Raw genomic sequence first — 11,296 nt, forward strand, 5'->3', positions numbered from 1 at the left:
ATTCGAGCGTCTGGTGTGAAAGGCGAGGGTTGCGTGGGCGCGCAAGAGCGAGCTTGGCGCTGCGGCCAAGCAACTGTTTTGCAACTACCTTTATGAAAGTGAGGAGAAAGCAATGATTTCCTGTTTCATAAAGGTGCCCTGTGAAACGACACCGCCAAATACTTGTCCTAAACGCCGATTCTACGAATTACATCACATTTTGCAAGAAAAGGTGATGGTGCGTGCCGTTGTCTAATGCCAATATTTATCGTTAAGTTCTTGATTCTAAATGGGAATTGAGCGATGCAAATTTCAAGTTTGGGTCCAGCCATCAGACGCTACCGAAAGGTAGCGGGGCTTACTCAGGCTGAACTAGGTGAGAAAACCGGTTTTGACCCTAAAACCATTAGCCGCTTCGAAACCGGCACCTATACACCCAGCGTTGACGCTCTGTTCTTGTTTGCGGAGGCCTTGGGAGTGAAGCTGAAAGTCTTTTTTGCCGATCTGGGCGATGAGGAAGAACAGCGCGCTTATCTGTTCGGTGTCATTCATAAAGCCACCCCGAAGGATCTGGGAAAGCTGATAGCGGCGGTAGACCAGGCCTTGTCCAAGCCTTAGAGCTCGTACGACATAAAAAAGAGCAGGCCACTGACGTCGCCTGTTCTTTGCTCTTTGCCTACTGACATGATCCGACCGGACAGCCCCTCTCCTGGCAGGCGCTGGGCCACGCCTTTTGCCAGCATACTCGCGCGGCCCAGGCAGATTCGGTATCCTCTCGCGAAGTTATTTCAAAATGTAAGGGACTACCATGAACTACCTCCGCCTGCTGGTGGCGGCAGCCGCCTTGAGCCTGCCTGCCGCACCGGTCTATGCCACCGCAGCCCCGGCGCCAGTCGAAGCCAGCGCACCCGCCGAAACCGCCGAGCACTTCCTCGCCTCCCTCAAGCAGCAAACCGGCACCGTCACCCTGCCCGGCGGCATCGCTACGCTCAAGCTCAACGACGAGTTCTACTATCTGGATCCCAACGACACCGAACGTCTGCTCACCGACGGCTGGGGCAACCCCCCGGGCTTCAACACCCTGGGCATGATCGTGCCCAAGGCCGTCAGCCCACTGTCGGCACGCGGCTGGGGCGTGATTGTCAGCTACAAGGACGACGGGCATATTTCCGACGAAGATGCGGCAAAAATCGACTACACCGAACTGCTCAAGCAAATGCAGGAAGACGATGCCGAGGACAACAAGGAACGCCAGAAGCAAGGCTATGCCGGCCTGCACCTGCTGGGCTGGGCCGAACCGCCGCACTACGATCAACCGTCCCACAAGATGTACTGGGCCCGGGAACTGAAAGCCGACGACGCCGAGCAGAACACCCTCAACTACAGCATCCGCGTGCTGGGCCGCGAGGGCGTGCTGGAACTCAACGCCGTCGCCGCCATGGCCGACCTGCCCACCATCAAGCAGGAACTGCCCAAGGTCCTGGCCTTCACCAACTTCACCGACGGCAACCTCTACACCGACTACAACCCGAGCACCGACAAGCTGGCCTCTTATGGCCTGGCCGCACTGGTCGCTGGCGGGATTGCCGGCAAGGCCGGGCTATTTGCCAAGATCGGCATCTTCCTGCTGGCCGCCAAGAAGTTTCTGGTGATTGGCGTGGTGGCGTTGCTGGCAGGCGCACGCAAGTTCTTCAACCGCAACAAAGGCTGATCGCCACACACGAAAACGCCGCGAGCAATCGCGGCGTACAAATAGCTTGGCCTCGGGCGCAATCAGGCCTGGGCAAGTGAAAAATTCTGATGAATTGGATAGCGGAATAAACAAGAGGGTTGTTGCGAGGGGGCGTTATGGAGGCAACCCCACCAGCCACACCCCGGCACACAATGTTCCCGCTGTGGCTGCTTCCTTCCGGATCTGACCAGGTTCACGGGTAATCGTTGCGGGGGGACCGATGGGGTCACCATAACGACGCTGGCCTCTCGGCAAGCGGGGCCATTGTACCGATCTCATCGGAAGTTACAACCGTTGGCGCAGGATTAAAAAGCCAAGAGGTTCAAGTACTTGCCATAGCCCTCAAGAACACCCTCGCACCTTTTGATCATTGGGCTTTCAATACCTCATCCGCACGGCCGCCCTCTTCCTGGATCACCAAGTGGATGAAGTGCAACTTGGCAATCACCGCCGGCGGTAGCACGAAGGGATAGAAATCCGGCTGCCCCATGCTGCGGGACAGTTCGTTGAGCATGCCGGCCAGCTCGATCCAGGCGTTGACGAACGACAGGAACGCCGCGCCGCCAGGGTGCTGCGGGTCATAGAGGGTGGTGAGGGGAAATGGCTGGTAGTCCAGGTCCATCTCCCGTGCGCTCATGCCAAACCCCAGGGCGGTGTCGACCGCGTCCATCATGTGCAGGTAATGGGCCCAGGTTTCTGCCCAGTCCTCCCAGGGGTGCATGGTGGCGTAAGCGCTGACGCAGGTTTGCTGCCAGTCCGGGCGCGGGCCGTTCTGGTAGTGCTGGTCGAGGGCGTCGGTATAACTGGCGCGTTCGTCGCCGAACAGGCTGCGAAACGGCTGCAACCAATGACTGCCGGCGATCAGGCGATCCCAATAGTAGTGGCCGACCTCATGGCGGAAGTGACCGAGCAAGGTGCGGTACGGCTCGCGCATCTGCACGCGGATTTTCTCGCGGTGCTCGTCGTCGGCCTCCTTGATATCCAGGGTGATCAAGCCATTGGCATGGCCCGTGGTGGGGGCCTTGCCTGCCAGGTCGATACCCACGAAGTCAAAAGCCAGGCTATTGGTCTCGTCGACTGTTTTGGGGATCACCTGCAACCCCAGGCTGATCAATTGCGCCACCAGCCGGCGTTTGGCGGTTTCCACCTTGCGCCAGCGCTCGGGGTTTTCCGGAATCGACAGGTCGGGAATGGTGCGATTAAGGCTGCACGCCACACACAGCGGCGCGGTGCTGTAGGCCGGGATCAGCCAGTTGCAGGCCGCAGGGGTATCGAGGTTGGCGCAGCGACGCCAGGCGCCGGCGTCGAGGTTGTCGTCCTGCAGCCAGGTATCGACCACTGACCCCGGTTGCAGGGACGCCAGCCGGCCTTGCTCGGGCAGGTAACCCAACAGCGCCGAACAGGCCAGGCATTGGCTGTTGCGAAAAAACAGGGATTGCCCGCAACGGCACTGCCAGACCTTGCTGTTGCGCGAAGCCCCGCCCATGAATGGCGCGGCGATGCGCGAACTGAGCTGTTCGAAGAAGCGGTACATGGCGATCTCTCCAGAGGCGTGCCCAAGACTAGATCATTTACCGCGCAAGATCGTTCCCACGTTCTGCCTGGCAATGACGCCATGGGCCTCTACGTCCGCTGTTGGGTCGCGGAGCGTCCTGGAATGCATTCCCACGCAAAGCGTGGGAACGGTCATCAGAGGGGAATGTTATGGCTGGCCAGGAAGGCGACAAAAGCCTCTTCGTCCAGGACCTTCAGCCCCAGCTCGCTGGCCTTGGCCAGTTTCGAGCCGGCACCCGGCCCGGCGACCACGCAATGGGTCTTCGCCGAGACCGAACCCGCCACCTTGGCCCCCAGGCTTTCGAGCTTTGCCTTGGCCACGTCGCGACTCATCAATTCCAGCGAGCCGGTCAGCACCCAGGTATGCCCCGCCTCGGGCAAGCCTTCAACCACCTTCTTCTCGCTCTGCCAATGCATGCCGAAGTCCTTGAGCTGCTGCTCGATGGCCAGCGCACGATGGGCATTGTCCGGGTTATCGAAGAACTCACGCACGGCCTTGGCCTGCTTCTCCGGCAGCGCCTGGCGCATATCCAGCCAATCGGCCTGGATAACACCCTCCAGGGAGCCAAACCTGTCCGCCAGCTTCTGCGCGGCTCCCGGCCCCACGGAAGGTACATGCAACTTGTCGAGCAGGCCGCCCAGGGTGGTACTGGCAGCGAACTCGGCACTCAGCTCACCCTGGTCCTGCAAGACCAGCGCGCACTCGTCCGGCGACAGCAGCGCGCCGATCACCTGCTGGTTGTGCCCGTCTTCAAAGAAGCTGTGGATCTCGTGCGCCACTTCCAGGCCCACATCCGGCAAGTACGTCAGCACTTCCGGCAACGCCCGCTGCACACGCTCCAGGGACGCCAGGGAACGCGCCAGGACCTTGGCGGTTTCCTCACCCACATCGGGAATACCCAGGGCGTAGATGAACCGCGCCAGGGTTGGGGTCTTGCTGTTTTCGATGGCGGCGATCAGTTTCTTGCTGGAAACATCGGCGAAGCCTTCCAGGTCGATGATCTGTTCGTACTTGAGCTTGTACAGGTCCGCCGGCGAGCCGATGAGTTTCTCATCGACCAACTGCTCGATGGTCTTGTCGCCCAGGCCGTCGATATCCATGGCCCGCCGCGAGACAAAATGGATAATCGCCTGCTTGAGCTGCGCACCACAGGCCAGGCGCCCGACACAGCGATACACCGCGCCCTCGCTGACGGTTTCCTTGCCCTTGCTGCGCTTGACCAGTTGCGTGCGCTCCACATGGGAACCGCACACCGGGCAGCTTTCCGGGATCTGCACGGCGCGGGCATTTTCCGGGCGACGCTCGGTAACCACCGACACGACCTGTGGGATCACATCACCGGCACGGCGGATGATCACGGTGTCACCGATCATCAAGCCCAGGCGCGCCACTTCGTCCATGTTGTGCAATGTCGCATTGGATACGGTGACTCCCGCCACCTTGACCGGCTTCAAGCGCGCCACCGGCGTCACCGCGCCGGTGCGGCCGACCTGGAATTCAACGTCGAGCAATTCAGTCAGTTCTTCCATCGCCGGAAACTTATGGGCGATGGCCCAGCGCGGCTCGCGGGCGCGAAAGCCCAATTCGCGCTGGTAGGCGATGCTGTTGACCTTGAACACCACACCGTCGATTTCATAGGGCAGGCTGTTACGCCGCTCACCGATGTCGCGGTAGTACGCCAGGCAATCCTCAATCCCCTTGGCCAGCTTCAACTCGTGGCTGATGGGCATACCCCACTTCTGCAACTGCTGGAGGTTGCCGATATGGGTGTCGCTGATGTCCGTGGTCACGCCGTAGCAGCAGAACTCCAGGGGGCGACTGGCGGTGATCTTCGAGTCGAGTTGGCGCAGGCTGCCCGCCGCCGCGTTACGCGGGTTGGCGAAGGTCTTGCCGCCGACTTCCAGTTGCGTGGCGTTCAAACGCTCGAAACCGGCCTTGGACATGAACACTTCACCGCGCACTTCCAGCGTTGCCGGCCAGCCCGTGCCCTGCAGTTTCAGCGGGATATTGCGCACGGTGCGCACATTCACGCTGATGTCTTCGCCGGTGGTGCCGTCGCCACGGGTCGCGCCGCGTACCAACTCGCCATCCTGATACAGCAGGCTGACCGCCAGGCCATCGAGCTTGGGTTCGCAGCTGTACTCCACCGCCGCACCACCGCCAAACAGATCGCCCACCGGCAGGTCGAGGCCCTCGGTAACGCGACGATCAAACTCCAGCATGGTGGTTTCATCAAAGGCGTTGCCCAGGCTGAGCATCGGGATCTCGTGACGCACCTGGGTAAAGGCCGACAGCGCCGCACTGCCAACCCGCTGCGTCGGTGAGTCGCGAGTCACCAGGTCCGGGTGCTCGGCTTCCAGCGCCTTGAGTTCGTGGAACAGCCGGTCGTATTCGGCGTCCGGAATGCTCGGCTCGTCGAGTACGTGGTAACGGTAGTTGTGCTGATCCAGTTCAGCGCGCAGCTCGAGTATGCGGGTGTGGGCGGCGGTCATGGGTGTTCTCTCATAAAGCAAAAGAGCAGCCGAAGCTGCTCAATATGTTAGTGCGCTTAATTCTACTGACAACGCTGAAGACCCGTCCTCAGCGTTTCTGTGTCAGGGCGCGACGCTCGAACTCGACGATGCGCTGACGGTAGTGTTCGATGGTCTGGGCGGTCAGCACGCTGCGCTGGTCGTCCTTGAGCTCGCCATTGAGCTCCTGGGACAGCTTGCGGGCTGCGGCCACCATGACGTCGAACGCCTGTTTCGGGTGACGCGGGCCTGGCAGGCCGAGGAAGAAGCTCACGGCAGGGGTGCTGAACAGGTCGATATCGTCCAGATCGAAGGTGCCCGGCTTGACCGCGTTGGCCATGGAGAACAGTACTTCACCGTTGCCGGCCATGCTTTCGTGACGGTGGAAAATATCCATCTCGCCGAAACGCAGGCCGCTTTCCAGGATGTTCTGCAACAGCGCCGGGCCCTTGAAACCGGCCGCGTCGCGGCAGATCACGCTGATCACCAGCACTTCTTCAGCTGCCGGCTGGTCCTTGGTGGACTCACGTGGCGCGCTCTTGGCCGGGCTTTCATCCGGGAAATCACCATCGCGGCTGCTGAAGCTCGGGCCTTCGTCCACGTCGAGGTTCAGGTCGCCCTGATGCGGCTCGGCCACAGCAGCGCTGCCGCGCTTGCCACGTTTGGACGACGGTTCGCGGGCTTCACGCACCGGGGCGCTCATCGACGGCAGGTCGTGCTCGTCCAGCTGCGGCTCTTTATGGGTGTCCAGGACACGGGGCGGCCCCAGCAGCTCGGCAGCGCCGTCGTCGTCGGGCAAATTGGACAGGTTACGGTCCAGACGGAATTTCAGCTTGCCCTTGCCGCCGCGCATACGGCGCCAGCCATCAAAAAGAATACCGGCTATTACAATAATGCCGATGACGATCAGCCACTCGCGCAGACCGATTTCCATGTAATCCCTTGCCTCTATAAAAAATGCTGAAAAATAAGGGGTTTAGCACCGTGCAAACCGCTTTAAAACGTGGCGCCAACTCTATGTTCTGACTGACGTTTTGCCCACGCATACGAAAAATTGACATTAAACTAGCACGACCAAAGATAACTTTACACAGTTGGCGCAAAATGTGTCGGCTGACGCAGGAATTAAGCTACAAATCATAAGCTTCAAGCCGACACTCACGCCCCTTGAAGCTAGCAACTTGGCGCTAACTTTCCACCATCGCCATCGCCTCTTCCACATCCACCGCCACCAGTCGCGAACAGCCCGGTTCATGCATGGTCACCCCCATCAATTGATCCGCCATTTCCATGGCGATCTTGTTGTGGGTGATATAGATGAACTGCACCGTCTGGGACATCTCTTTAACCAGGCGGGCATAGCGTCCAACGTTAGCGTCATCCAGCGGCGCGTCAACTTCATCGAGCATGCAGAACGGCGCCGGGTTCAACTTGAAGATGGCAAACACCAGGGCCAATGCGGTCAGGGCCTTCTCGCCGCCGGACAACAAATGGATGGTGCTGTTCTTCTTGCCCGGAGGCCGCGCCATGATCGTTACCCCTGTATCGAGTAGATCTTCGCCCGTCAGTTCCAAGTAAGCGCTGCCACCGCCGAAAACTTTTGGGAATAAGGCCTGTAAACCGCCATTAATCTGATCAAAGGTATCTTTGAAGCGGTTACGGGTTTCCTTGTCGATCTTGCGAATGACGTTTTCCAGGGTGTCCAGGGCTTCCACCAGATCGGCGTTCTGGGCATCCAGGTAACGTTTACGCTCGGACTGCTGCTGGTATTCGTCGATGGCGGCGAGGTTGATCGCGCCGAGTCGCTGAATGCGCGCGGCAATGCGCTCAAGTTCTTCTTCGGCTTCTTTCTCGTTGGCTTCGGCGGTCAAGGTATTGAGCACGCCGTGCAGGTCGTAGCCATCTTCCAGCAACTGATCCTGCAAGGTTTTGCGGCGCACCGTCAGGGCCTGCCATTCCATGCGCTGCTGTTCGAGCTGGCTGCGGATCAATTGTGATTGCTGCTCGGCCTGAGTCCGGCGCTTTTCTGCGTCGCGCAGTTCGCGGTCGGCGTCTTCCAGAGCGATCTGCGCGGTCTTGAGTTCTTCGTCGACGCTCATGCGTTTATCGAGCAACTCTTCGAGCTTCAAGCGCAGCTCTTCCAGGGGCGCCTCGCCCTCCTCCAGGTTGAGACTCAGTTGCTCGCGCTTTTCCGTCAGGCGCTCGGACTGCATCTCCAAGCGCTCCAGGGCTTGGCGCGTGGAATCGTGCTGAGCGCGCAACGAGCCCAGGCGCACCGCCAACTGGTGGGCGTGATCCTTGTGCTGGCGCGCTTCCTGGCGTACCCGATCGAGGCGTTCGCGCAGGCTGTCACGCTGGGCCAGCAGCAGTTCACGCTGCTCGGTGTCGAGGGCCATGCTGTCGAGGGCGTCCTGCAACTGCAGGCGCGCTTCGCCGACTTGTTCATGTTCGAGGGCGCGCTGTTCGCCCATCTCGGCCACTTCTTCATCGAGACGGGTACGGCGCAGGGTCAACTGCTCGGCCTTGGCCTTGCTGGCCGAGAGCTGGGCTTTCAGTTCGCCCTGCTGGCGCGCTTCGTCCTGCAACAGGCGGCGCAAATGTTCGCGGCCGGTCTCTTGCTGGCGCTGGGTGGCGCGCAGGGTTTGCAGTTGGGTTTCCAGGGACTCCAGGGTCGCCTCGCGCTCTTCGCGCTCGGCACTCAGGTTGACGATTTCCTGGCCACGGGCCAATACGCCGCTTTCGGCTTCACTGGCGCGGCGCACCCGCAAAAAGTGCCGGCCGACCCAGTAGCCGTCGCGGCTGATCAGGCTTTCGCCAGAGGCCAATTGGCCACGCAACGCCAGGGCCTGTTCCAGGGATTCCACCGGCTTGACCTGGCCCAGCCAGGGCGACAGATCAATCGGCGCCTCGACTTTATCCAACAGGCTGCCCGGCACGCGGGTGCCATCGGCTGCCGGGCTGAGCAGACGCAAGTCGCCCTGGGTGAAACCGGCCAAATCAAACCCGCCAAAGTCATCCACCAGCACCGCCTGCAGATCCGCGCCAAGCACGGTCTCCACGGCCAGTTCCCAACCGGCTTCGACCTTCAAGCCTTCGGCCAGGCGCGGACGCTCGGCAAGGTGCTGGTCACGCAGCCATTCTGCGGTGCCCGTGCCGGGATCCAGTGCCGCCTGCTGCAAGGCTTCAAGGGAGGCCAGGCGCCCGTTGAGGCGCTGCAAATCGCCCTGGGCCTGCTGCTGCGCCTGGGTCGCCTGCTGCAGTTCCTGGCGCAATTGCTCCAGGCGCTCCACTTGCTGTTCTTCGCTGGCTTCCAGCTCTTCGAGCGTCATTTCGCTTTCGGCCAGCTGCTCGCTCAGCGCCATGATCGCCGCGTCTTCCGGGGCAGCGGCCAGCAAGGCGCGCTCCTCCAGGACCCGGCGCTGGCGCTCGGCCAGGCGTTCCATGCTGGTTTCCAGTTGCTGGATGCGCGACTGCTGCACCTCAGCCTGGCGCCGCGGTTCGGCGGAGCGCAGGTTGAACGCATCCCACTGCTCCTGCCAACCGTGCATGGTGGTTTCGGATTCTTCCAGGGCGGCGGCGGCCTCTTCGGCGGCGGCGCTGGTGATTTCCTGCTCGGGGGTGAGCATGTCCAGCTCTTCGCCGAGGGTCAGCAGCAAGGTGCGGTCGTGGCCCAGGTGCGACTCGGTTTCCAGGCGCGCGCGCTCCGCTTCCTTCAGGTCATCCTGCAACTGGCGCAAGCGCTGCTGGCCGTGCTGGATGCTCTGCTCGACCCGCGCAATATCGCCGCCCACCGAATAGAAGCGGCCCTGCACCAGGTTGAAGCGCTCGGACAAGTCATGGTGACCGTCACGCAGGCGTTCGATGCTGGCGTCGGCATTGCGCTGCTCAGCCACCAGGGCTTCGAAGCTGATTTCCTGGGTGCCGATAATCGCTTCGCGCTGGCCCACCTGGTCATTCAAGGCCTGCCAGCGCAGCGCCGAGAGTTGCGCCTTGAGCTGGCGTTCTTCGCCTTTGTATTCCTGGTATTTCTCGGCGGCCTGGGCCTGGCGGTGCAGGCGCTCCAGTTGGCGCTCCAGCTCTTCACGCAGGTCGGTCAGGCGCGCGAGGTTTTCGTGGGTGCGGCGGATGCGGTTTTCGGTCTCGCGGCGGCGCTCCTTGTACTTGGAGATGCCGGCCGCTTCCTCGATAAAGTTGCGCAGGTCCTCGGGCTTGGCTTCGATCAGCTTGGAGATCATGCCCTGCTCGATAATCGAGTAGCTGCGCGGGCCCAGGCCGGTGCCGAGGAAGATGTCGGTAATGTCGCGGCGCCGGCACTTGGTGCCGTTGAGGAAGTAACTGTTCTGGCTGTCGCGCGTCACTTTGCGGCGGATGGAGATTTCCGCGTAGGCAGCGTATTCACCCACCAGGGTACCGTCGGAGTTGTCGAACACCAGTTCGATGCTGGCCTGGCTGACCGGCTTGCGGCTGGTGGAGCCATTGAAGATGACGTCGGTCATCGACTCGCCACGCAGGTTTTTCGCCGAACTCTCGCCCATCACCCAGCGCACGGCGTCGATGATGTTCGACTTGCCGCAGCCATTGGGCCCGACCACTGCCGCCATGTTACTGGGGAAGTTCACCGTGGTCGGGTCGACGAAGGATTTGAACCCCGCCAGTTTGATGCACTTGAGCCGCACGCTTAGGCGTCCGCCAGGGCTGCGATAACCAGTGAACAACTGCGCTGGCCATAGGCCGAGAGCACTTGGCGGATCTGCGGCAGATCACGGGCCAGTACAGCGGCGAGCAGTTGCTCGAACAGCGCCAGGTACTCGCTCATCGACGCCTTGCGTTGATCCAGGGCCAGGTAATAGGCGCGGTTCATCGCCGGTTGCAGATTTTCGACGGTTTCCTGCAGGTATGGGTTATTGGCAAAGGGGTACGCGGCGCGCATGACATTGAAGCATTCTTCGACAAAAGCGCGGATGTCCTGGCGCTCGAAATTGCTCACCAGCCGTTGCTGGATCTGCACGAAGGGCGCCATGTCGGCCTGGGTCTGCCAGCCTTCGGCGACCGCATTGCCCAGCAGGATGTACAGCTCGCTCATCAGCGTGCACAGGCTCTGCACCTTGTGCGCGGTGAGCTCGGTGACGTGGGCGCCACGGCGCGGCAGGATGGCGATCAGGTGCCGTCGCTCGAGGATCAGCAAGGCTTCGCGCACGGAGCCACGGCTGACATTGAGCGCCAGCGTGACTTTCTGTTCCTGGATCCGCTCCCCAGGCTTGAGATCGCCGCGAATGATGCGTTCGGCGAGGTGGTGAGCGATTTGCTCGGCAAGACTATCCGGCGCCTTGAACGTCATGTTTTCCCTTCAAAATCTGCTATCGGTACAAGGGCGGCAGTGTAGCGCAATCACTGAGCCAGCAACGCCGAATTTGGCATGAAATAAGCAGACGATAAAGCCCAGGCGCCCCTGAAAACGGCGGTTACAGGGATCTGAACCATAATCAAAGGTGTTGCAATCGCATTTTCTTGACCTTCTGG

7 protein-coding genes and 1 other RNA gene are annotated in these 11,296 nt (G+C 61.1%); 2 read left to right on the plus strand and 6 right to left on the minus strand.

What is annotated here, in order from left to right:
- Positions 1 to 282 precede the first annotated feature (282 nt).
- The gene (locus K1X80_RS20550) at positions 283 to 597 is read left to right on the plus strand and encodes a helix-turn-helix domain-containing protein (RefSeq protein WP_029298195.1); all 315 of its coding nucleotides are present in this window, start codon (positions 283 to 285) and stop codon (positions 595 to 597) included.
- Between the two features lie 190 nt (positions 598 to 787).
- Positions 788 to 1,690 carry a DUF2167 domain-containing protein gene (locus K1X80_RS20555; protein ID WP_057960327.1) on the plus strand — a complete coding sequence of 301 codons (903 nt, stop codon included), beginning with the start codon at positions 788 to 790 and terminating at the stop codon, positions 1,688 to 1,690.
- Positions 1,691 to 1,837: 147 nt separating this feature from the next.
- On the opposite strand, the gene ffs is transcribed toward K1X80_RS20555, so the two are convergent.
- From ffs to K1X80_RS20585, 6 genes are all read right to left on the minus strand, one after another.
- Positions 1,838 to 1,934: signal recognition particle sRNA small type (gene ffs / locus K1X80_RS20560), an RNA gene on the minus strand.
- 144 nt (positions 1,935 to 2,078) lie between these two features.
- Positions 2,079 to 3,245 (minus strand): putative zinc-binding metallopeptidase, encoded by a 1,167-nt coding sequence (locus tag K1X80_RS20565; RefSeq protein WP_186625615.1) that lies wholly within the window; start codon positions 3,243 to 3,245, stop codon positions 2,079 to 2,081.
- Between the two features lie 155 nt (positions 3,246 to 3,400).
- On the minus strand, positions 3,401 to 5,758 hold the full coding sequence (ligA, locus tag K1X80_RS20570; protein ID WP_169989639.1) for an NAD-dependent DNA ligase LigA: 2,358 nt from the start codon (positions 5,756 to 5,758) through the stop codon (positions 3,401 to 3,403).
- A gap of 88 nt (positions 5,759 to 5,846) precedes the next feature.
- Positions 5,847 to 6,710: a cell division protein ZipA gene (gene zipA, locus K1X80_RS20575; protein WP_057444921.1), complete on the minus strand. Its 864-nt coding sequence runs from the start codon at positions 6,708 to 6,710 to the stop codon at positions 5,847 to 5,849.
- 253 nt (positions 6,711 to 6,963) lie between these two features.
- Positions 6,964 to 10,452, minus strand: a complete 3,489-nt coding sequence (smc, locus tag K1X80_RS20580) for a chromosome segregation protein SMC (RefSeq protein ID WP_220172490.1) — start codon at positions 10,450 to 10,452, stop codon at positions 6,964 to 6,966.
- A 2-nt stretch (positions 10,453 to 10,454) separates the two neighbouring features.
- Positions 10,455 to 11,114, minus strand: coding sequence for a GntR family transcriptional regulator (locus K1X80_RS20585; RefSeq protein ID WP_057439508.1), 660 nt, complete (start codon positions 11,112 to 11,114; stop codon positions 10,455 to 10,457).
- Between the last annotated feature and the right edge of the window lie 182 nt (positions 11,115 to 11,296).

It is taken from the genome of Pseudomonas sp. So3.2b (genome assembly GCF_019464415.1).
GTDB lineage: Bacteria > Pseudomonadota > Gammaproteobacteria > Pseudomonadales > Pseudomonadaceae > Aquipseudomonas > Aquipseudomonas shahriarae.

Excerpts from the sequence above, each read along its gene's own strand:
- ligA (WP_169989639.1), bottom strand. The coding sequence starts at position 5,758 with ATGACCGCCGCCCACACCCGCATACTCGAGCTGCGCGCTGAACTGGAT.
- zipA (WP_057444921.1), bottom strand. The coding sequence starts at position 6,710 with ATGGAAATCGGTCTGCGCGAGTGGCTGATCGTCATCGGCATTATTGTA.
- K1X80_RS20555 (WP_057960327.1), top strand. The coding sequence starts at position 788 with ATGAACTACCTCCGCCTGCTGGTGGCGGCAGCCGCCTTGAGCCTGCCT.
- K1X80_RS20550 (WP_029298195.1), top strand. The coding sequence starts at position 283 with ATGCAAATTTCAAGTTTGGGTCCAGCCATCAGACGCTACCGAAAGGTA.
- K1X80_RS20585 (WP_057439508.1), bottom strand. The coding sequence starts at position 11,114 with ATGACGTTCAAGGCGCCGGATAGTCTTGCCGAGCAAATCGCTCACCAC.
- K1X80_RS20565 (WP_186625615.1), bottom strand. The coding sequence starts at position 3,245 with ATGTACCGCTTCTTCGAACAGCTCAGTTCGCGCATCGCCGCGCCATTC.